Raw genomic sequence first — 21,577 nt, forward strand, 5'->3', positions numbered from 1 at the left:
ACCGAAGGGTGCGGCGGTTACGGCTGGGCTGTGAAGACTTATTCGGCTTGAGTGCGCAACTTCTCGCTACGCCCGCGCAGCCACTCCAGAGTCAGCAATAGCAGGATCGAGAAGCCGATAAGCAGGGTCGCCGCAGCGGCGATGGTCGGGCTGAGGTTTTCGCGGATGCCGCTGAACATCTGCCGTGGCAGAGTGACCTGCTCAGGGCCGGCGAGGAACAGGGTCACCACCACTTCATCGAAGGAGGTGGCAAAGGCGAACAGGGCACCACTGATCACGCCTGGGGCGATCAGCGGTAGGGTCACCCGGCGGAACGCGGTGATCGGCGATGCGCCGAGGCTGGCCGCGGCACGCACCAGATTGTAGTTGAACCCCTGCAACGTGGCCGACACGGTGATGATCACGAACGGTACGCCAAGCACCGCATGCACTACGATCAGCGACAAGTAGCCGTTGGCCAGGCCGAGCGGCGCGAAGAACAGGTAGCTGGCGACACCGACGATCACCACCGGCACTACCATCGGCGAAATCAGCAAGCTCATCACCAACGCTTTGCCGCGGAACTCCGAGCGGGTCAGGCCAATGGCTGCCAGGGTACCCAGAACCATGGCCAGCACGGTCGCCGCGGGGGCGATGATCATGCTGTTCTTCAGCGCACGCATCCAGCCAGCCGAGCCGAAGAAGTCCTCGTACCAGCGCATCGAGAACCCCTGCATCGGATAGATCAGGAAGGTGCCGGAGTTGAACGACAGCGGCACGATCACCAGGATCGGCAGTACCAGGAACAACAGCACCAGACCGCAGAGCAGGCGCAGGCCGTAGTACCAGGCGCGCTCGACGGGAGACATGTAGGGGCTCAGCATTTTTCAATCTCCATTCCATAAGCAGGTCGTTGAAAAACCACCTGCGTTGCCGCTACTTCGTTAATTTTTTTCAATCGCCTGCTAACCCAGACGCAGGCGACCAGCGCCAACCAGCCAGCTGTACACCACATAAAGCAGCAGCGTGGCGACCAGCAGCAAGCCGCCCAACGCGGTGGCCATGCCCCAGTTAATGGTGGTGTTGGTGTAGAAGGCGACGAAGTAGCTGACCATCTGATCACTCGGACTGCCGAGCAGCGCCGGGGTGATGTAGTAGCCGATGGACAGGATGAACACCAGCAGACAGCCCGCGCCGACGCCGGCCAGGGTCTGCGGGAAATACACCCGCCAGAAGCTGGCGAACGGATGACAGCCGAGGGAGATCGCCGCACGCATGTAGCTGGGCGAGATGCCCTTCATCACGCTGTAGATCGGCAGGATCATGAACGGCAGCATGATGTGCACCATGGAGATGTACACACCGGCGCGGTTGAACACCAGTTCAAGGGGCTGGTCGATGATGCCGATTTTTATAAGCGCGGAGTTGATCAGACCGCCGGACTGCAACAGCACGATCCAGGCGGCGACGCGCACCAGAATCGACGTCCAGAACGGCAGCAACACCATGATCATCAGCAGGTTGCCCTGGCGAGTCGGCAGGTTGGCCAGCAGGTAAGCCAGCGGATAGGCCAATGCCAGGCAAATGGCGGTGATCACCGCACCCATCCAGAAAGTACGGACGAAGATGTCCAGGTAGATGGCCTGATCCGGGGTGGTCTTGACCACGGCACCGCTGTCGTCGACGCGATGATCGAGCGAGGCCAGCAGGTAGTAAGGTGTCCAGGAGCTGGTATTGCGACGGATCACCTGCCAGTAGGCGGGGTCACCCCAGCGCTCATCGAAGGACTCCAGCGCATCCTTGTAGGATGCCGGCTCGACCTCGAACGGCAAGGCACGTCCCGTCTTGGCCAGCAGGCTGCGATAGCCGGCCAGCTCCATGTTCAGGCGCTTGGACAGATCACCAATGCTCTGCTTCTCGCGGGCCTCGGCCAGATCCAGCGCCAGTGCCTGGTAGACCGGTTCGGCGGGCAGACCACGACCGTCCCACGACTCAATGGCGGTAACGGTTCTCGGCATCGAGCCGATCACGTCCGGGTTATCCACACTGCGGTTGAGCAGTGCCACGATAGGCACCAGAAAGGTGAAGACGAGAAACAGCACCAGCGGCAGGATCAGCGCCTGGGACTTGAGGCGATTCATCCGCTCGGCGCGCGCCAGACGCTGCTTGAGCGAGGGGCCGGCAACCTCGGCATGGGGCACTGCTAGGGCCATGGGGCTAACTCCGGTGAAGCGAATAATGAATTCAGGGGTGAAGCCAGAGCGCCTGCATGCAGGCGCTCCTCACAACCTTGCTCGTGTAACGACTTACTCAGGCGTTACTTCGCAGCCCAGGAGTTGAACCGCTGCTCCAGCACTTCACCGAAGTCAGCCCAGAAGGTCACGTCCATGGCGACCTGATTGGCGATGTTCTGCGGTGCGGTCGGCAGGTCGGCGGCGACCTTGGCGTCCAGCAGATCGACTGCTTTCGGGTTAACCGGCCCGTAGGCGATGCTTTCCGAATAGGTCTTCTGATTTTCCGCCTGCAGGGTGTAGGCGATGAACTTCAGGGCTTCATCCTTGTTCTTCGCACCTTTCGGGATGGCCCAGGCGTCGAAGTCGTAAATGCCACCGTCCCACACCACCTTCAGGCTGCTGCCTTCTTTCTGGGTAGCGGCGATGCGCCCGTTGTAGGCCGAACTCATGACCACGTCACCGGAAGCGAGATACTGCGGCGGCTGAGCGCCGGCTTCCCACCACTGGATATAGGGTTTTAGCTCGTCCAGTTTCTTGAACGCGCGCTCTTGGCCGTCCTTGCTCGCCAGCACCTTGTAGACGTCTTTCGGCGCGACGCCGTCGGCCATCAGAGCGAACTCGAGGGTGTACTTGGCCCCCTTGCGCAGGCCACGCTTGCCCGGGAATTTCTTCACGTCCCAGAAGTCGGCCCAACTGGTCGGTGCGGTGGTCAGCTTGTCGGCGTTGTAGGCCATGACGGTCGACCAGACGAAGAAACCGACACCACACAGCGATGCTGCGCCAGGTACCAGGGCATTCTTGTCGCCGACCACCGAGTAGTCGATCTCTTCGAACAAGTCTTCGTCGCAACCGCGAGCCAGCTCAGGCGACTCCACTTCGACCAGATCCCACGATACGCTGTTGGTGTCGACCATGGCTTTGACCTTGGCCATTTCACCGTTGTACTCGCCCGCGATGATCTTGCCGTTACCCGCCGCTTCCCACGGCTGGTAGTAGGCCTTGATCTGGGCGTCCTTGTTGGCGCCACCGAAGTTGATGACGGTGAGGTCTGCAGCATGAACCTGTGCAGCGCAGACCAGGCCCAGTGTCAGCGCGGAAAGGGAGAATAGCTTCGACATTTTTATGTTGGCTCCAAGTGCTGTGGTAAAGCGCAAAACGCCGATCATTCCGCCGACAGCGGATCGAGGGCGCGAACGTGCTCGACCTGCCAGCCGAGCGGGATCACGTCACCGACGGCGAGCGCAGGATCGAGCTCGGCAATCGGCTGTTTGACGAAGAAATCAGTCTTGCCGCACACCTCGAGGCGCACCCGAACGTGGTCGCCGAGGTAGATGAATTCGGAGACGCGACCGGAAAAACGGTTGTCGCAGGTCTGCGCAGCGGCATTCAGGCGAACGCGCTCCGGGCGGATCGACAGACTCACCGCGTCGCCGGGCTGGCCAACGTTGACCGCCAGGGCCTGCACCTTCTCGCCACGGCTCAGTTGCACCGTACAGTTGTCGCCATTGCGCTCGACCAGTTGGCCAGCGAAACGGTTGTTTTCACCGATGAATTGCGCGACGAAAGTATTGCTTGGCGACTCATAGAGATCCCGCGGCGCGGCGATCTGCTGAATCTCACCCTGGTGGAACACGGCCACGCGGTCGGACATGGTCAACGCTTCGCTCTGGTCGTGGGTAACGTACACCACGGTCACGCCCAGACGCTGGTGGATGTGCTTGATCTCCATCTGCATGTGCTCGCGCAACTGCTTGTCCAGCGCCCCGAGTGGTTCGTCCATCAGCACCAGTTGTGGTTCGAACACCAGGGCACGAGCCAACGCCACGCGCTGCTGCTGACCACCGGACAACTGCGCCGGATAACGGCTGGCGAAAGCATCGAGCTGTACCATCGACAGGGCACGTTTGACCCGCTCACTGACGTCGGCCTTGCTCATGCCGCGTACGGTCAGCGGAAACGCCAGGTTTTCCAGCACGGTCATGTGCGGGAACAGTGCGTAATTCTGGAACACCATGCCGATGTCGCGCTTGTGCGGCGGCACGTTGTTCAAACGCTTGCCGGCCAGGGTGATCTCACCAGCCGTGGGCGTTTCGAAACCGGCCAGCATCATCAGGCTGGTGGTCTTGCCGGAGCCGGATGGCCCGAGCAGAGTCAGGAACTCGCCTTTGCGAATTTCCAGGTTGAGGTCTTTGACGATCAGGTTCTCGCCGTCGTAGCTCTTTTGCACGCCACGAAAGCTGACCAGGATGTCGCTCGAAGAAGTGTCGCCCATCACCGCACCTGCCTGTTGTTCTACCGTGGCTCAAGACTAAAACCGACGTTAGAACCTGCAAATCGGGCGTAATGACTCTTTGCTATAAGGCAGGCGGAAAGGCAGTTGTAGGGCGAACCCTACAGCGATGTCGCAAATGGATAAGTCGACGACCGGCAGACCTCAATCAACGGGGCGTAAACCTTAGAGAGCGTGTCGCTGATAGATAACCCGGTCTTTTAGACCAGCTTGTGCTCGACCGCGTAGCGCACCAGATCAGCGACTGAATGCAGGTTGAGCTTCTGCATCAGGCGCGCCTTGTGGGTGCTGATGGTCTTGCTGCTGAGCGCCAGGTGGGCGGCGATCTCGTTGACGCCCTCACCTTGTACCAGGCGCTCGAACACCGAAAACTCGCGCTCGGAAAGTCGCGCGTGGGGCGGCCGTGCATCAGTCAGGCCAACCTCGAAGACCATACGATCAGCCAGATCAGGGTCGATGTAGCGACCGCCACCAGCAACCTTGCGAATCGCGGTGAGCAGCAGGGCCGGATCGCTGTCCTTGGTAGCGTAACCGGCAGCGCCGACCTTCAGCGCACGGGCCGCCATCTGTGCTTCGTTGTGCATCGACAGCACCAGGATCGCCGGAGCTTGGGGCAATGCGCGAATCCGCGGAATCGCTTCCAGGCCATTGACGCCAGGCATGGAGATATCCAGCAGTACCACCTCACAGGGCGTGTGACGCAGGGTTTCCAGCAGTTGCTCACCGTTACTCGCCTCGCCGACCACTTGCAGGTCGCGGGCCATGCCGATCAGTTGCTTGATGCCTTCGCGGACGATGGTGTGGTCTTCGGCCACCAGTACTCGGATCACGTGCTCAACCTCTGCTCAGTCATTGGGCACACACTCATGCAGCGGCACCCTGACCCGCAACAGAGTACCTTCGCCGGGACGGCTGTCGAGGGTCAATTGTCCGCCGAGCATCAGCACCCGCTCGCGCATGCCCACCAAACCGAAGGAGTCGGCACGTACGGTAGCTGGATTGAAACCACGGCCGTCGTCACTGATCGACAGGCGCAAGCTGTCGCCCAGCAGTTCCAGGCGCACCGTCACCGTGTGTGCGTCGGCATGGCGCATGACGTTGGTCAGCGACTCCTGCAGGATGCGAAATAACCCAGTCGCCTTGGCATCGCTCAGCGGCGGTACGTTCTCCGGCACTTCGACCAGGCAGGGAATCTGCGTACGCGCTTCGAAGCGCCGCGCCTGCCACTCGATGGCCGAGGCGATGCCCGCGTCCAGAATTGGCGGGCGCAGTGCAGTGGCCACATCGCGCACCAACTGGAACAACTGGGCGATCAGCTTCTTCATGTTGTTCAGGCGATCACGCAGGCCGGGGTCAAGATCGGCGTAACCCAGTTCGCACATCGAGGTTTCCAGCTTGAGTACGGTCAGCACCTGGCCCAGCTCGTCGTGCACTTCGCGGGCGATGCGTGCTTTCTCCTCCTCACGCACGCTCTCCAGGTGCGCCGACAGATCGCGCAGGCGCATCTGCGATTCGGCCAACGCCAGTTCGTTGCGCTTGTTCTCGCTGATGTCCCAGACCACCCCGTCCCAGATCAGCCGACCATCGGCCATGCGCCGGGCCATGGCCTTGATGTCAACCCAGCGCGACTCGCCGAGGTGGGTGAGCATGCGTCCCTGCCAGTGCCAGTCGCTGTCGCTGTCGAAGGCGCGATCCTGGACGCGGTGGTAATCGGCCTTGTCGTCCGGATGCACCAGGCTGCGTAACCCATGATCGGGCGCCAGCAATGTCGATGCCCGATAGCCGACCAGGCTTTCGCTGCCCTCGCCGATGAAGGCGAATAGCGCCAAATCACCCGGACGCGCGCGCTCCAGGCGAAATACCACGCCGGGCACGTTGGCAGCGATGCCCTGCAGCCGCGCCTCGCTCTCCTGCAGCGCGGCCAGGGCACGGCGGCGCTCGGTGACATCAGTGATAAACACCACCAGGTATTCGGTATCGCGGTACTGCAGAAAACTCAGCGATACGTCCACCGGCAAACGGCTGCCATCGGCCCGCAGGCATTCGGTCTCGAAGCTCGGCGGCCGCTCGTCACCACTGCGCGCCAACCGCCACAGGTTGAGCCAGCGATCCATGTTCAGGTTCGGCTCGAAATCACTCAATGGCCGGTCGACCACGCCGCCGCTGCGGCAGCCCAGCATCGCCTCCGCCGCACGATTGGCGTAACGCACATGGCTGTCCCAATTGACCCAGAGAATGCCCACCGTGCTGTTGTCGATGGAAAATTGCGACAGCCGCAGTGCATCGCGGGCGACCTCACGCAGTTCGATCTCGTGACGCGCGGCGAGCAGACGAAACTCCAGGGTGTCGCGTTGACGCCTCATCAACAGCGCCAGCAATAGTGCGAAGATCAGCAGCAGGCCAAGCAGCAGGCTGATACCACGCCAGAAGCTCGATGAGCCTTCCTGCTGCAGGTAGCTCGGCGGCAGCCAGCGGTTGTGCAGATCATCCAGCTCGCGGGCGGACACGCTGCGCAGCGCAACATCGACGATGGCCGAGAGCTCCGGCCAGTCACGCCGGGTGGCGACGCGCAGCAGCTGTGGAAAACCGATATCGCCGACGATCGCCAGACCAAGAAACTCCGGCTCACGGGATAGACGGCCTAGTTGCGCTTCATCGAGCACCGCGTAGTTGGCCTGCTGATTGAGCACCCGCTGCAGGGCCTGACGCGGTGAACTGACGGTATCCAACTTGAGTTTCGGGTAGCTGCTGCGCAGGTAATCGAGCACCGCCTCCGACACTTTCAAGGCAATGGGCGAGCGTCCGTCGAGCTGCTCCAGATCGACCGCCCCACTGCTGTCCCGCTCGCCAATCAGCAAATGCGACACGCGCATGAAAGGGTCGGAAAATACCCAGCGACGCAGCCCTGCGGGCGTCTGGCCAAGGCCACTGGCGAGGTCGATCTGATCGTTGTGCAACGCCTGTTCCAGCTCTTCCTGAGTCTGGAAGGTTCGCCAACGCAGTTGCACACCCATCAGCGCGGCCAGCGTATTCATCATCTCGACATTGGCGCCCGTGAGACGGTGCACGCGACGGTCGAGCTGGGCATAGGGCGCCTGCAATACCACCCCAGCTCGCAATATGGGGTGGCTGGCGAGCCACTGCTGCTGCTCGACATCGAAGATCGGCGCGCGCGCAGGCGGCGACTCATCCGCCCACAGCACGGTCGGCAAGCTCAGCAGCAGGAGAAACAGCCAGCGGTGGATCATGCTCGGGCACCGAAAAAGCAAGGAGACACTGGGGGGCGAACGCCCGCCGCAAAGGCAGTATTAGGCTACATCAGGATCCGATAAATCCACGACAAGTTGGCGAGCACCATGCTTTCGACAAGGCCGCGTCTTGCACTGAAACGCCAACAGACCCTAGTCTCTAAGCGCTATCCACATGCGAGCCATACGATGACGCGCTTTCGACACTCGCCACGCTACGTGCTGTGCCTTGCGCTCCTGGCAGGCTGCTTGCCTGCCCTGGGCGATCAGAGTCCACCGGCCGAAGCCGGCGAAAAAACTGAAGCCAAGCCCGAGCAACGCGCGCCCTTGGCCGAACGCAGTGACCTCGAAGCACTGGCCCTTGAGCGTCAGTTGGCCGCCAGTGAACAACAACAGCTCGACGCCGCCGGTACGCCGTTTCTCGCGCTCTGGCTGCCAGCCAATGATCCGGCCCCCAAGGGAGCAGTGGTTCTGCTGCCGGGTGATGAGGAGAGTGCCGATGCGCCAAGGGTCATCGCCCCTTTGCGGCAAAAGCTGCCGGATACCGGCTGGCACAGTTTGAGTCTGAGTCTGCCGGATCCCCAAGGCGCCAACCTTCCACTGCGCGTCGCCGAACCCGCCCCGGCGGCTGGCGAGGCGCTGGCCGAGAAACCTGCGGAGCCGGCCACGACCGAGCCGACACCAGCACCAGCTACCGAGCCAGCCCAGAACGCAGAGGCCGCGCGCACCGCGCATGTCGAGCGCGTGTTCGCCCGAATCGATGCAGGCATCGCCTTTGCCGCGCAACAACAAGCCAAGACGGTGGTACTGCTGGGCCACGGCAGCGGCGCCTATTGGGCCGCCCGCTATATCGCCGAACGTACACCCGCCAACATCACCAACCTGCTGTTGGTGGATATCCGCCAGCCAGAAGGCTTCGATTCGCCGATCAATGACCTGCTGGCGCAACTCAAGGCCAGTGTCGGTGACTTCTATTACCGCGACAGCCCTACCGCTCGACAGGCCGCGCTATTGCGCAAGCAGCTCAGTCAGCGACAGAAGCAACCCACGTACGTCCAGATTGGCCTGGACGCTCTACCGGGCAACCCTCGCGTAGCCGAAGAGCAATTGTTCAGACGCCTGCGCGGTTGGCTGGATAAGCAGGTGGGGGGCGGCAAGTAAGCAGTTCGCAGCGCCACCGTTGCGCTATCGCTGAGCCGGATGAGCGCCCGACTACGCGACAGGCTTGCTCAGCGGAATCCGCGGCGCTGGCGAATCAGCGCATAGGCATTGTGTAGTTCGCGGGTCGCTTCGGTTGCTTCACGCACCTTCTCAGGCGATGCGCCACTACCAGCAATTTTGTCCGGATGATGACGACTGAGTAGGCGGCGGTAAGCTTTCTTGATCTGCAGAGCATCGCTGTCGGCATTTACACCGAGCAGCCTCAGCGCCTGCTGATAGCCATCGGGGGCCGCAGTTGGTGGGCCACGACGCGGCGAGCAGTCCGCACTCAACGCCTCCTGGACATCGGCTGAAACACCCAACCACTTCCCCCACAACAGAATCAGTTCGCGCTCGGCCTGCCCCACCTTGCCATCGGTCCAGGCCATGCGCCAGCAAGCACGCAGCAGTGCATCCGCATCGGCGCGCCGGCGCTGTATGGCGCCACGCAGATTATCCTGCCCCGTCTTGCCACGAGAAAAGGCCTCGATGGCACTTGCCTTGGCTGCCTCGCCAACGGCCAGGCGCTGCATCTCGGCACGGGCCTGACGGATATGCGCCTGCTGCACCACACCATCGCTTTTCGCCAGGCGACCGAGCATGACGAACAGCAACTGTTCATCACCCACGGTTGATGAGCTACGCAGTCGCTCCCCCAACACCTTCCAGCCACGCAGACCGAGGCGCCGGTCGAGTACCTGCCCCAGCAGCCCGCCGAGCATCAGCCCGGGGATGCTCGCCAGTGCATAGCCCGCCACGGCACCTACCAGCGTCAGTGGCCAGTACATCTCAGCGCTCGCCCGTCAGCAGGCGTTCGACTTCGGCCAGCCGCTCGTGGGTACCGACATCGACCCAGCACCCGGAGAAACACTCACCACTGACTTGCCCGGCCGCCATGGCGTCGCGCAGCAGAGGGGCGAGTTTGAAGGCACCCGGCGGGCTGCTCGCGAACAGTGCCGCGCTCAGCACGGCGATACCGCTGTAGGTGAAGCTGTCGCGGCCTGCGACGGCATCTTCGACCTGGCCGCCCTGCAGCTGGAAGTCGCCTTTCGGGTGGTGAGGCGGGTTGTCCACCAGCACCAAATGCGCCTGCCCGCTCAGCGGACGGCGCAGATTGGCGAAATCGTAATCCGTGAAGATATCGCCATTGACCACCACGAAAGGCTCATCACCCAGCAGCGGCAGCGCCTTGAAGATCCCACCGCCGGTTTCCAGCGGCTCGCCCTCGGGCGAGTAGTGAATGCTTACGCCATAGCGCTCGCCATCACCAAGATAATCCTCGATCTGCTGGCCGAGCCAGGCGTGGTTGATCACCAGCTCGGTAAAACCGGCACGAGCCAGAGCCCGCACGTGGTATTCGATCAGCGGCACACCGGCGGCCTTAACCAGGGGCTTGGGCGTATGCAGCGTCAGCGGCCGCAGCCGCTCGCCCTTGCCGGCGGCGAGGATCATCGCCTTCATCGGGCAGCCCCCGCAGCTTGCTTGAGCTGGGAAATCAGTTCGCCAAGCTCTGCCAGTTCCGGCCGCCTGCCGAGTACCGCTTCTATATAGGCGAAGAAACGCGGCACATCAGCCAGGTAGCGGGGCTTGCCGTCCCGGTGGCAGATGCGCGCGAAGATACCGATCACCTTGAGGTGGCGCTGCACGCCCATCAGGTCGCTGGCCCTCAGAAAGTCCTGCACATCGTCCTGCACCGGTACGCCTGCTGCACGGGCCTGCTGCCAATAATCTTCCAACCAGGCCTGCACGCGCGCTTCCGGCCAACTGAGAAAGGCATCCTTGAACAGGCTGGTGATGTCGTAGGTGACGGGGCCATAGACGGCGTCCTGAAAGTCCAGCACGCCGGGGTTGGGCTCACTGATCATCAGGTTGCGCGGCATGTAGTCGCGGTGCACCAACACCTTGGGCTGGGCCAGGGCACTGTCGATCAGCAGCGTACAAATACGCCCCCAGGCTGCCTGCTGCGCGGCATCGAAGGTAATGCCCAGCTCTCGGGCAACATACCAATCCGGGAACAATTGCAGCTCGCGGCGCAGCAAGGCGTCATCGTAGTGCGGCAATGGTTCGTCCATCGGCAGCCGCTGATAGGCGAGCAATGCGTCGATTGCGGGGCTGAACAGACTGTCGGCGTTGTCGCTGTCGATCACATCCAGGTATGTCTGTCGGCCAAGATCGCTGAGCAGCAGAAAGCCCTGCTCGAGATCCGCGGCATGGATAAGCGGCACGTTGAGATCGGCGCGTGCCAGCAAGCTGGCGATACCGACGAACGGTCGGCAATTTTCCTGCGGCGGCGGCGCATCCATCACGATCAGGCTGCGGCCAGCGGCCTGCCAACGGAAATATCGGCGGAAGCTGGCGTCGCTACTGGCTGGCTGCAATGAGGCATGTGGCACCTCTCCCCAGTGTTTTGAAGCGAATAATTCCTGCAACTGGGGCGCCAGCCACTGTTGCAGACGCTGCAGACGTACATCTTGATCAGGCATTACAAGGGTCTCCGACGGCGCTAGCCGTTGCGCGGGTCATGCTTTATTATCCAGCATCTTTTTCAGCCCATCGAGAGGCGTGCGGCCCCTGGGGCCAAAAGCGCACAGGAAGCCCGGAAAACAAGATGGCAGTAAAATACCCCGCTTTTCGCAAGAAATTCCCGCTTCTGGTAACGGGCGGCCTGTTGGCCCTTCAGCCTTTCGCCAGCCCATTCGCCACAGCTGCCGAACAGTTCAACTGTCAGGCATCGCCTACCGGCGGCTGGGCCTGTGCGCCTAAAACCAGTACGGCCAATCTGCCTATTCGCCCGACGCACAGCACCAATGCGGTGAGCGCAGGCACGGCTACTGCGGCAGCTGCTAAGCCTGAGACCAAGGCCGCGCCAACGCAAGTCACCGAAAGTGGTGGCCGAGCGCTGGCTTCACGCAGCGCCGATTACAGTCACCTGGACTGGGTGCCGCGCGAGCAACTGACCAGCGCACAGCTGGCCGAGATCGGCCCATCCTGCTCTGGCTCTTATATCGAGCCGAGCCGCCCAGGCATGAACGACACTACGCCGATGAGCGAAGCGCCGATGTTCGTGTCGGCCAAGGCTTCTCGCTATCAGCAGGAAGAGCAGGTCGCCACCCTCGCGGGTGACGTGGTCGTGCGCCAGGCTGGCATGCAGGTCGAGGCTGACGAAGCCAACCTGCATCAGGCAGAAAATCGTGGTGAGCTGGTCGGCAATGTGCGCCTGCGCGACAAAGGCGCCCTGGTCGTCGGTGACCGTGCCGAGCTGCAACTGGACAATGGTGAAGCGCAAATCGAAAACGCCGAATACGTGATGCATGCCGCTCACGTACGTGGCAGCGCGGCCTACGCCAAGCGCGAAGAAACCGCAATCATCCGCCTCAAGGATGGCACCTACACCAGCTGCGAGCCTGGCAGCAACGCGTGGCACCTGACGGGTAACAACATCACCCTGAACCCAGCCACGGGTTTCGGGCCCGCGACCAACGTCACCCTGCGGGTCAAGGATTTCCCGGTGTTCTACACACCGTATATCTACTTCCCGATCGATGACCGTCGCCAGTCCGGCTTCCTGCCACCCAGTTTCGGTAGTTCAAGCGACAGCGGTCTGACCCTGCAGACGCCGTACTATTTCAACCTGGCACCAAACTTCGACGCCACGCTGTATCCGACCTATATGGCGGATCGTGGCCTGCTGCTCGAAGGCGAGTTCCGCTACCTGACCCGCAACAGCGAAGGTCAGATTGGCGCCGCCTATCTCGATGACAGCAATGATGACCGCAAACTGCAGTCGGACTACAAAGATCAACGCTGGATGTACAGCTGGCAGCACAGGCAGGGCTTGAATAACCGCTTACTTGCCGAGGTCGATTACACCGACATCAGCGATCCTTACTATTTTCAGGATCTGAGCACTGATCTAGGCATTGATACCACCCGTTACGTCAACCAGCGCGGCACCCTGACTTGGCGCGGCGATAGCTACACCGCGCGGCTCAATGCTCATGCCTATGAGCTGGCCACCATTACCGATCTGACCCCTTATAACCGTCTGCCGCAGATCACCCTCGATGGCAAACTTCCAGTTGAGCCGGGTGGCCTCAATTTTACCTACGGCACGGAACTAGTGCGCTTTGATCGTGATCTGCGCAGCGGCAACTTCATCAACGAAGATGGTGTATCCGAGGGCCCTTGGTATGACGCCCGGCTGCGCGGCTTGAAGCGCGCCAACGGTACGCGCTTACACGTCGAGCCAGGCGTCAGTCTGCCGCTGGACTGGAGCTGGGGTTTCGTCAAACCCCAGGTCAAGTATCTGCAAACCAACTATGATCTGGATCTCGACCAGCGAGGTAAGAGCACGCTACTTGCCGATGAACAATACAACCGCAGCCAGAGTCGTGGCGTCGGCATGTTCAGCGTCGACAGCGGCCTGTATTTCGACCGCGACACCTCAATGTTCGGTCGTGAAGCTCGCCAGACTCTCGAACCACGCCTGTTCTACCTCTATGTCCCCGAGGAAGACCAGAGCGATATCCCGGTATTCGACACTGGCGAAAGCAGCTTCAGCTATGCATCGCTGTGGCGCGAAAACCGTTTCAGCGGCAAGGATCGTATCGGCGACGAGAACAAGTTGTCTTTGGGCGTAACCAGTCGCTGGATCGAAGCGAACGGTTTTGAGCGTCAGCGCTTCAGTATCGGCCAGGCCTTCTACTTCGAAGACCGCACGGTGCAGATGCCCGGCATCGACTATCGCACTCGCGATGAAGCACAGTCGTCGGTATCGCCGTACGCACTGGAATACATGTATCGCTACAATCAGGACTGGCGCTTCACCTCGGACTTCAACTGGGATCCGGATAGCCATCGCACCCGTTCGGGCAGCGCCATGTTCCATTACCAGCCAGCCGACAATCCACGCAAGATCGTCAACGCCGGCTATCGCTACCGTAATGACACAATGCGTTTCGACCAGAGTACTGGCACGTGGACTTATGGTGGTGATTACGGTACGCCCGGTAACCCGAACTACATCAAGGACTACTACAAGATCAGCCAGCATGACTTCTCTGTCATCTGGCCGCTTGGCCCGCAATGGAGCGTCATCTCCCGCTGGCAGTACGACTACGGCCGCAACCGTACACTGGAAGCCTTCGGCGGCTTCGAGTACGACAGCTGCTGCTGGAAGCTGCGCGTCATCAACCGTTACTGGATCGACTACGACGAGGTCAGCCTCAATCCCTCGCGTAACGATGAACCAGACACCGGCATCTTCCTGCAAATCGTCCTCAAAGGCCTGGGCGGCGTGACTGGCAGCAACGTTGAGACATTCCTCGACCAAGGCATTCAAGGTTATCGTGAACGTGAAGATCAAGCTTTCTGAGTGCGTGCGCCCGCTGCTGTTGGGCGCGCTGTTTCTGGGTACCGCGGCACACGCCGATGTACAGCCCCTCAACCGCGTGGTGGCGATCGTCGACAACGACGTGATCATGCAGACCCAACTCGACGCCCGTGTCCGCGAGGTTCAACAGACCATCGCCAAGCGCGGCGCCGAGGTGCCACCGGCCAATGTCCTGGCCCAGCAAGTACTGGATCGTCTGATCATCGAGAATATTCAGTTGCAGATGGGCGAGCGCTCCGGCATTCGCATCAGTGACGAAGAACTCAACCAGGCCATCACCACCATTGCCCAGCGTAATGGCATGAGCATCGAGCAATTCCGTGCTGCCTTGGCCCAGGACGGCTTGTCGTTCAATGAAGCACGTGATCAGGTTTCCCGTGAAATGGTCATCAGCCGCGTGCGCCAGCGCCGCGTGGCCGAGCGCATTCAGGTAACGGATCAGGAAGTGAAAAACTTCCTGGCCTCCGACCTGGGCAAGATGCAACTCTCCGAAGAGTTCCGCCTGGCCAACATCGTCATCCCGGTGCAGGAAGACGCTTCTTCCGATGCCCTGCAGACCGCCGAACGTCGCGCCCAGGACATCTACCAGCAAGCGCGTCAGGGCGCCGACTTCGGCCAACTGGCCATCGCCAACTCGGCCAGTGAAACGGCGCTCGAAGGCGGCGACATGGGCTGGCGCAAAGCGGCTCAACTGCCGCCGCCGTTCGATAGCATGCTTGGCGCCATGAGTGTTGGCGACGTGAGCGAGCCAATCCGCACACCGGGCGGTTTCATTCTGCTCAAAGTACTCGAGAAGCGTGGTGGCGAGGCTGCAGCCGTACGTGACGAAGTCAACGTGCGCCATATCCTGATCAAACCCAGCGAGATCCGCAGCGAAGCCGAAGCTCAGGTTCTGGCAGAGCGCCTCTACCAACGCATCCAATCTGGGGAAGACTTCGCCGAGCTGGCGAAAAGCTTCTCCGAAGACCCGGGCTCGGCACTCAACGGCGGCAGCCTGAGCTGGATTGACCCGAACGCCTTGGTGCCTGAGTTCCGCGAAGTGATGAACAACACTGCCAGCGGAGAAGTCTCCAAGCCATTCAAGAGCCAGTTCGGCTGGCATGTGCTGCAGGTCATGGGCCGGCGCGCCACCGACAGCAGCGAGCAGATGCGCGAGCAACAGGCGCTGAATCTGCTGCGCAACCGCAAGTACGAGGAAGAGCTGCAGACTTGGCTGCGCCAGATCCGCGATGAAGCCTACGTGGAAACCAAGCTGTAAGCTTGGTTGTATGCTGCACGACTAAGCCCGGCCCAGCGCCGGGCTTTTTCATTTCCGCCTGCGCTAGAATCGCTAGCGACCTGCCTTCGAGAATTGATCATGCCCAACTGCCTGCGCTTCGCCATCACTCCCGGAGAACCTGCAGGCATTGGCCCTGACTTATGCCTGCTGCTTGCCCGCGAGCCCCAGGCGCATGCTCTGATCTGTATCGCCAGCGCCGCGTTGCTACGTGAGCGCGCCATGGAGCTGGGCCTGGATATCGCGCTGATCAACACCGGGCCTGGTCAATGGCCGACACAACCGGCCGCCGTCGGCAGCCTATATGTGTGGGACACGCCACTGGCCCAGCCGGTCAGAACCGGCCATCTGGATAAAGCCAACGCTGCCTACGTGCTGCAAACCCTGACCCGCGCCGGGCAGGGCTGCATCAACAGCGACTTCGCAGGCTTGATCACGGCGCCAGTGCATAAAGGTGTGATCAACGATGCTGGCATCACCTTTTCCGGCCATACCGAGTTTCTTGCCGAGCTGACACATACCCCACAAGTGGTGATGATGCTGGCGACGCGGGGATTACGCGTTGCCCTGGTGACGACGCATCTGCCGCTCAAAGACGTCGCAAGCGCGATTACCCATGAGCGTCTGCAGCGCGTGACACGCATCCTGCACGCCGACCTACGTGACAAGTTCGGCATTGCCGAGCCGCGCATCCTGGTCTGCGGCCTCAATCCACACGCAGGCGAAGGTGGCCACCTGGGCCGCGAAGAAATCGACGTGATCGAGCCGGCGCTGCAGCAATTGCGCGCAGAGGGCATGAACCTGATCGGCCCATTGCCCGCCGATACACTGTTTACCCCCAAACACCTGGATCACTGCGATGCGGTGCTGGCCATGTACCACGACCAAGGATTGCCGGTGCTCAAATACAAAGGTTTCGGGGCTGCGGTGAACGTGACCTTGGGCTTGCCGATCATCCGCACATCGGTCGATCACGGCACCGCGCTGGATCTGGCCGGTACTGGACGAATCGATTGCGGCAGCCTGCAGGTGGCACTGGAGACGGCCTATGAAATGGCCCAAAGCAGCGATACACGCAGCACCTGAAGCCTACAGAGTCCTTCCAGCAAAGCGCTTGACGGTTGTTCCCTGCTAAACTGCGCGTTTTCGCCTGATCGCTTTACGCTCTTGCTTGACGCTTGCAGCTTGAAGCTTGGAGCTGCTTCTGATGTCCGAGCCCTACCAACACCGTGCGCGTAAACGTTTCGGCCAGAATTTTCTTCATGATGCCGGGGTGATCCATCGCATCCTGCGGGCCATCCATGCGCGCGATAGCGAACATCTGCTGGAAATCGGCCCAGGCCAGGGCGCACTCACCGAAGGGTTGCTAAACAGCGGTGCACAACTCGACGTGATCGAACTGGATCTCGACCTGATCCCCATCCTGGAGGCAAAATTCGGTGGAGAGCCACGCTTTCGCCTGAATCAGGGCGACGCCTTGAAGTTCGATTTCGCTCGCCTGCAAGCCGAACCCAGCAGCCTGCGCGTCGTCGGCAACCTGCCCTACAACATCTCCACCCCGCTGATTTTCCACCTGCTGGCCAATGCCCACCTGATCCGCGATATGCACTTCATGCTGCAGAAGGAAGTGGTCGAGCGCTTGGCTGCCGGCCCCGGCGGCGGTGACTGGGGGCGGTTGTCGATCATGGTGCAGTACCATTGTTCAGTGGAGCACCTATTCAACGTCGGCCCCGGCGCCTTCAATCCGCCCCCCAAGGTAGATTCGGCGATCGTCCGCCTGACACCACACAAACAGTTGCCCCACCCGGCCAAGGATCACCATCTGCTCGAACGTGTAGTGCGCGAGGCGTTCAATCAGCGCCGCAAGACTCTGCGCAACACTCTCAAGGCTCTACTTCCAGCCAGCGAGATCGAAGCGGCAGGCGTCGATGGCAGCTTGCGCCCGGAACAGCTGGATCTGGCCGCATTTGTGCGCCTGGCAGACCAGTTAGCCGAACAACCCGTTCCCTCGCTCACCTGACTTACCGAGTGCCCATGTCCGACTCTCGCTACCAGATCGACGTCAGCATCATCACCCGTTACCTGCCGGAGCAGTCACAGCCGCAGCAGAATCGCTTCGCTTTTGCTTACGACGTGACCATCGCCAACAACGGCGAACTGTCAGCGCAACTATTGTCGCGCCACTGGCTGATCACCGATGGCAATGGCCAGGTGCAGGAAGTACGCGGCGTGGGCGTGATTGGTGAGCAACCACTGATCGAGCCTGGCACCAGCCACAGCTATAGCAGCGGTACATTGATGGCGACCCAGGTTGGCACCATGCAGGGCAGTTACCAAATGATCGCCAATGACGGCCAGCGTTTCGATGCCCTCATCGCCCCCTTCCGCCTCGCGGTGCCGGGTGCCCTGCACTGATGGCAACCTATGCCGTTGGTGATCTACAAGGATGCCTGAAGCCGCTGCAATGCTTACTGGAGCGTGTCGCCTTCGATCCCCAGCGGGATCGGCTGTGGCTGGTCGGCGACCTGGTCAATCGCGGGCCCGAATCGCTGGAAACCTTACGGTTTCTGTACCGAATGCGTGATTCGCTGGTCTGTGTACTGGGCAATCACGACCTGCACCTGCTGGCCGCATCACGCAATATTGAACGGCTCAAGCGTGGCGACACCTTACGGGAAATTCTCGAGGCAGCCGATCGCGACGATTTACTCGACTGGCTGCGCAAACAGAAGCTGCTGCATTACGATGAGCAGCGCGATATAGCTCTGGTGCATGCTGGCATTCCCCCGCAGTGGAACATGGCCAAGGCGCTCAGGCGCTCTGAAGAAGTCGAGAACGCCCTGCGTGACGACGCCCTTTACCCAATGTTCCTCGATGGCATGTACGGCAACGAACCCGCGCGCTGGAACAAGGAGCTGCAAGGTGTGACGCGGCTGCGGGTGATCACCAACTACTTCACCCGCATGCGTTTCTGCAAGGCGGACGGCACCCTGGATCTGAAAAGCAAGGAAGGCCTCGGCACCGCGCCCGCCGGCTACCTTCCCTGGTTCAGCCACAAACAGCGCAAAACCCGTGGCCATAAGATCGTCTTCGGCCACTGGGCCTCCCTGGAGGGACACTGCGATGAACCTGGAGTATTTGCCTTGGACTCGGGCTGTGTGTGGGGGGGTAGTTTGACCCTGATGAATATCGATAGCGGCGAATACCATCGCTGCGACTGTAGCGAGGAAACAGCATGAGCGAGTTCAAACGCATCCCCCCGGAGCAGGCCAAGGCCCTGCGTGAGAATGGTGCGGTGGTGGTCGACATCCGTGACCCGCAAAGTTTCGCTGCCGGGCATATCAGCGGCTCGCAGCACCTGGACAACTACTCCTTGGCCGATTTCATCGCCAAGGCCGATCTCGATGGGCCAGTGATCGTCGCCTGCTACCACGGCAACTCCAGCCAGAGCGCAGCCGCCTACCTGATCGGGCAAGGATTCTCTGACGTTTACAGCCTCGACGGCGGCTTCGAACTCTGGCGCAACACTTACCCACAGGAAACCGCATCCAGCCCGGCGGAATAAAATTTTTCATCTGCCGGGCCCGCGTCAGCACTGGGCTCGGCTCCCCCCAGAGTGCTGCAACAGCACTACTGCCCGCGATTGCGCCTTGACCTTGGCGATTCCGAACTATCCTTACCTCAGGCCATCCCAATTCAGGTAGCCGGCCAATCGGCCGAACGGGCCATCGGTAACCACCTTCAGCAGACAGTCAGGCCATGCAACGAATGGTCATGGCGGGAGAAGGCAGCCGATACGCCGCGCGGGTAGTATCAGCGCGGCGGCTGTCCTTGAACCTGCCACGCCACGGACAGGCCGACCACGAGGTTCTGACTAGCTGCGGGGTGCTCGGGGGATTCATCTCGGTAGCGCAAGCACCGAGTCTGCATGCACCCGCTCGACCGATCCCGGCCGGCTCCAAGCATCGAGCGAGGTGAAGTCATGAGCATTTTCAGTCACTTCCAGCAACGATTCGAGGCGACCCGCCAGGAGGAGTACTCGCTGCAAGAGTACCTCGAACTGTGCAAACAGGATCGCAGCACCTACGCCAGTGCTTCCGAACGCCTGCTAATGGCAATCGGCGAACCGGAGCTGCTCGATACGTCGCACAACTCGCGCTTATCACGCATATTTTCCAATAAGGTTATCCGCCGCTACCCCGCCTTCGCCGATTTCCATGGCATGGAAGAGTGCATCGAGCAGATCGTTTCCTACTTCCGCCACGCGGCTCAGGGGCTGGAGGAAAAGAAACAGATCCTTTATCTGCTGGGCCCCGTTGGCGGCGGTAAATCGTCCCTGGCAGAGAAGCTAAAGCAACTGATGGAGAAGGTGCCCTTCTACGCCATCAAAGGCTCACCGGTATTCGAATCTCCGCTAGGACTGTTCAATGCAGACGAGGATGCCGCAATCCTCGAAGAGGATTACGGCATTGAACGACGCTATCTGGGCAGCATCATGTCGCCTTGGGCCAGCAAGCGTCTGGCCGAATTCGGTGGCGATATCAGCCAGTTCCGCGTGGTCAAGCTCTACCCCTCGATTCTCAACCAGATCGCCATTGCCAAGACCGAACCCGGCGACGAGAACAACCAGGATATCTCCGCCCTAGTCGGCAAGGTGGACATTCGCAAGCTTGAGGAATACCCGCAGAACGATGCCGATGCCTACAGCTACTCGGGCGCACTGTGCCGGGCAAACCAGGGCCTGATGGAATTCGTCGAGATGTTCAAGGCACCTATCAAGGTGCTGCATCCACTGCTCACTGCTACCCAGGAAGGCAACTACAACAGCACCGAAGGTTTGGGGGCGATTCCCTATAACGGCATCCTGCTGGCCCACTCCAACGAATCGGAATGGCACACCTTCCGCAACAACAAGAACAACGAAGCGTTCATCGACCGTATCTACATCGTCAAGGTGCCCTACTGCCTGCGCGTCAACGACGAGATCAAGATCTACGACAAGCTGTTGATCAGCAGCTCGCTGGCCAACGCCCACTGCGCGCCTGACACCCTGAAGATGCTCGCCCAGTTCTCTACCCTGTCGCGCCTCAAGGAACCGGACAACTCCAACATATACTCGAAGATGCGCGTCTACGACGGCGAGAACCTCAAAGACACCGACCCCAAGGCCAAATCGATTCAGGAGTACCGCGACGCCGCCGGCGTCGACGAGGGCATGAATGGTCTGTCGACCCGCTTCGCCTTCAAGATTCTCTCCAAGGTGTTCAACTTCGACCCCCATGAAATCGCCGCCAACCCGGTGCATCTGCTCTACGTGCTGGAACAGCAGATCGAACAGGAGCAGTTCCCGGGCGAAGTGCGCGAACGTTATCTGCGCTTTATCAAGGAGTACCTGGCGCCGCGCTACATCGAGTTCATCGGCAAGGAGATCCAGACCGCTTACCTGGAGTCCTACAGTGAGTACGGACAGAACATTTTCGACCGCTATGTGCTGTACGCCGATTTTTGGATTCAGGATCAGGAATACCGCGACCCGGAGACCGGTGAGATCCTCAACCGCGTAGCCCTCAACGAGGAGCTGGAGAAGATCGAGAAACCAGCTGGCATCAGCAACCCGAAAGACTTCCGCAACGAAATCGTCAACTTCGTGCTGCGCGCCCGAGCCAACAACAACGGCAAGAATCCCACCTGGCTGAGCTACGAGAAGCTGCGTGTGGTAATCGAGAAGAAGATGTTCTCCAACACCGAGGATCTGCTGCCCGTCATCAGTTTCAACGCCAAAGCCAGCAAAGAGGATCAGCAGAAGCACAACGACTTCGTCAACCGCATGGTCGAGCGCGGCTACACCGAGAAGCAGGTTCGCCTGCTGTCCGAATGGTATTTGCGCGTACGTAAATCGCAGTAAGCGGCCTCAGGCTTCAGGCCATGGCGGCTCAGCCGCCCGTGGTTTGAAGCCTG

At 60.9% G+C, this 21,577-nt stretch carries 18 protein-coding genes; 9 read left to right on the top strand and 9 right to left on the bottom strand.

From position 1 onward, the window contains the following. Positions 1-38 precede the first annotated feature (38 nt). The 6 genes from ACZ0AI_RS14225 to ACZ0AI_RS14250 all read right to left on the bottom strand — a co-directional run bounded on the left by ACZ0AI_RS14225 (position 39) and on the right by ACZ0AI_RS14250 (position 7,751). Complete coding sequence (locus ACZ0AI_RS14225; RefSeq protein ID WP_463562427.1) at positions 39-863, bottom strand: ABC transporter permease; 825 nt, start codon at positions 861-863, stop codon at positions 39-41. Positions 864-944: 81 nt separating this feature from the next. Beyond that, complete coding sequence (locus tag ACZ0AI_RS14230; RefSeq protein WP_463562428.1) at positions 945-2,192, bottom strand: ABC transporter permease; 1,248 nt, start codon at positions 2,190-2,192, stop codon at positions 945-947. Positions 2,193-2,296: 104 nt separating this feature from the next. Further along, entirely contained in the window at positions 2,297-3,331 is a 1,035-nt protein-coding gene (locus ACZ0AI_RS14235; RefSeq protein ID WP_463562429.1) for an ABC transporter substrate-binding protein, read from the bottom strand. Positions 3,332-3,375: 44 nt separating this feature from the next. Next, the gene (locus ACZ0AI_RS14240) at positions 3,376-4,485 is read right to left on the bottom strand and encodes an ABC transporter ATP-binding protein (protein WP_463562430.1); all 1,110 of its coding nucleotides are present in this window, start codon (positions 4,483-4,485) and stop codon (positions 3,376-3,378) included. Positions 4,486-4,703: 218 nt separating this feature from the next. Then, a complete protein-coding gene (locus ACZ0AI_RS14245; RefSeq protein WP_463562431.1) occupies positions 4,704-5,333 on the bottom strand; it encodes a response regulator in 630 nt (209 codons plus the stop codon). A gap of 15 nt (positions 5,334-5,348) precedes the next feature. Further along, the gene (locus ACZ0AI_RS14250) at positions 5,349-7,751 is read right to left on the bottom strand and encodes a PAS domain-containing sensor histidine kinase (protein WP_463562432.1); all 2,403 of its coding nucleotides are present in this window, start codon (positions 7,749-7,751) and stop codon (positions 5,349-5,351) included. 189 nt (positions 7,752-7,940) lie between these two features. Between ACZ0AI_RS14250 and ACZ0AI_RS14255 the strand changes: the two genes are divergently transcribed. Continuing rightward, positions 7,941-8,912 (top strand): alpha/beta hydrolase family protein, encoded by a 972-nt coding sequence (locus tag ACZ0AI_RS14255; protein WP_463562433.1) that lies wholly within the window; start codon positions 7,941-7,943, stop codon positions 8,910-8,912. Positions 8,913-8,980: 68 nt separating this feature from the next. Here ACZ0AI_RS14255 and ACZ0AI_RS14260 read toward each other — a convergent pair whose 3' ends face one another. From ACZ0AI_RS14260 to ACZ0AI_RS14270, 3 genes are read right to left on the bottom strand one after another with little or no spacing between them, the layout of a single operon-like run. Further along, on the bottom strand, positions 8,981-9,739 hold the full coding sequence (locus ACZ0AI_RS14260; RefSeq protein WP_463566149.1) for a DnaJ domain-containing protein: 759 nt from the start codon (positions 9,737-9,739) through the stop codon (positions 8,981-8,983). 1 nt (position 9,740) lies between these two features. Then, a complete protein-coding gene (gene murU, locus ACZ0AI_RS14265; protein WP_463562434.1) occupies positions 9,741-10,412 on the bottom strand; it encodes an N-acetylmuramate alpha-1-phosphate uridylyltransferase MurU in 672 nt (223 codons plus the stop codon). Beyond that, positions 10,409-11,434 (bottom strand): aminoglycoside phosphotransferase family protein, encoded by a 1,026-nt coding sequence (locus ACZ0AI_RS14270; RefSeq protein ID WP_463562435.1) that lies wholly within the window; start codon positions 11,432-11,434, stop codon positions 10,409-10,411. Before ACZ0AI_RS14270 ends, murU begins: the two co-directional genes overlap by 4 nt. 125 nt (positions 11,435-11,559) lie before the next feature. Between ACZ0AI_RS14270 and ACZ0AI_RS14275 the strand changes: the two genes are divergently transcribed. From ACZ0AI_RS14275 to ACZ0AI_RS14310, 8 genes are all read left to right on the top strand, one after another. Continuing rightward, a complete protein-coding gene (locus ACZ0AI_RS14275) occupies positions 11,560-14,325 on the top strand; it encodes an LPS-assembly protein LptD (protein WP_463562436.1) in 2,766 nt (921 codons plus the stop codon). Continuing rightward, positions 14,306-15,601, top strand: a complete 1,296-nt coding sequence (locus tag ACZ0AI_RS14280) for a peptidylprolyl isomerase (RefSeq protein WP_463562437.1) — start codon at positions 14,306-14,308, stop codon at positions 15,599-15,601. Before ACZ0AI_RS14275 ends, ACZ0AI_RS14280 begins: the two co-directional genes overlap by 20 nt. 99 nt (positions 15,602-15,700) lie before the next feature. Continuing rightward, positions 15,701-16,705 carry a 4-hydroxythreonine-4-phosphate dehydrogenase PdxA gene (gene pdxA / locus ACZ0AI_RS14285; RefSeq protein ID WP_463562438.1) on the top strand — a complete coding sequence of 335 codons (1,005 nt, stop codon included), beginning with the start codon at positions 15,701-15,703 and terminating at the stop codon, positions 16,703-16,705. A 121-nt stretch (positions 16,706-16,826) separates the two neighbouring features. Next, the gene (gene rsmA / locus ACZ0AI_RS14290) at positions 16,827-17,639 is read left to right on the top strand and encodes a 16S rRNA (adenine(1518)-N(6)/adenine(1519)-N(6))-dimethyltransferase RsmA (protein ID WP_463562439.1); all 813 of its coding nucleotides are present in this window, start codon (positions 16,827-16,829) and stop codon (positions 17,637-17,639) included. Positions 17,640-17,653: 14 nt separating this feature from the next. After that, positions 17,654-18,034: a Co2+/Mg2+ efflux protein ApaG gene (gene apaG / locus ACZ0AI_RS14295; protein ID WP_463562440.1), complete on the top strand. Its 381-nt coding sequence runs from the start codon at positions 17,654-17,656 to the stop codon at positions 18,032-18,034. Beyond that, entirely contained in the window at positions 18,034-18,858 is an 825-nt protein-coding gene (locus ACZ0AI_RS14300; protein ID WP_463562441.1) for a symmetrical bis(5'-nucleosyl)-tetraphosphatase, read from the top strand. Before apaG ends, ACZ0AI_RS14300 begins: the two co-directional genes overlap by 1 nt. Further along, positions 18,855-19,184 carry a thiosulfate sulfurtransferase GlpE gene (gene glpE / locus ACZ0AI_RS14305; RefSeq protein WP_463562442.1) on the top strand — a complete coding sequence of 110 codons (330 nt, stop codon included), beginning with the start codon at positions 18,855-18,857 and terminating at the stop codon, positions 19,182-19,184. The genes ACZ0AI_RS14300 and glpE overlap by 4 nt, the downstream gene beginning before the upstream one ends. Before the next feature lie 417 nt (positions 19,185-19,601). Beyond that, positions 19,602-21,524 (top strand): PrkA family serine protein kinase, encoded by a 1,923-nt coding sequence (locus ACZ0AI_RS14310; RefSeq protein ID WP_463562443.1) that lies wholly within the window; start codon positions 19,602-19,604, stop codon positions 21,522-21,524. Positions 21,525-21,577: the final 53 nt, after the last annotated feature.

The organism is Pseudomonas sp. AC355 (genome assembly GCF_979258205.1).